This window comes from Pseudoalteromonas sp. T1lg22, assembly GCF_002964645.1.
Lineage (GTDB): Bacteria > Pseudomonadota > Gammaproteobacteria > Enterobacterales > Alteromonadaceae > Pseudoalteromonas.
This window is the reverse complement of sequence record NZ_PQBY01000010.1, coordinates 39888-40278: the sequence shown is the minus strand read 5'-3', so window position 1 is coordinate 40278 and position 391 is coordinate 39888. Positions and strand designations below refer to the sequence as shown.

General features: G+C 50.6%; 3 tRNA genes. All 3 read right to left on the bottom strand.

Annotated features, from left to right (window positions below):
• Nucleotides 1-75 (bottom strand) — tRNA-Gln (locus tag C2M24_RS05980).
• A 37-nt stretch (nucleotides 76-112) separates the two neighbouring features.
• Nucleotides 113-197: transfer RNA gene (locus C2M24_RS05975), tRNA-Leu, on the bottom strand.
• 5 nt (nucleotides 198-202) lie between these two features.
• A tRNA-Gln gene (locus tag C2M24_RS05970) sits at nucleotides 203-277 on the bottom strand.
• Between the last annotated feature and the right edge of the window lie 114 nt (nucleotides 278-391).

Below are 391 nucleotides of genomic sequence, written 5' to 3'. Positions count from 1 at the left end.
TGGCTGGAGTACCAGGATTTGAACCTGGGAATGGCGGGATCAAAACCCGCTGCCTTACCGCTTGGCGATACTCCAACTAAAGGGTCGATAGTTTTAGTTCTTATCAAGAACATGGTGCGGAAGGTGAGACTTGAACTCACACATCCGAAGATACTGGAACCTAAATCCAGCGCGTCTACCAATTCCGCCACTCCCGCAAGGTTGGCTGGAGTACCAGGATTTGAACCTGGGAATGGCGGGATCAAAACCCGCTGCCTTACCGCTTGGCGATACTCCAACGAAATCTCAAATCTTTACTGGTCCAGGATTTGAATCTGGGGGTGGACGAGTGAGGGATCAAAACCTCTCTCTTCTGCCCTTACCGCTTGGCGATACTCCAGCAATAGAGTTT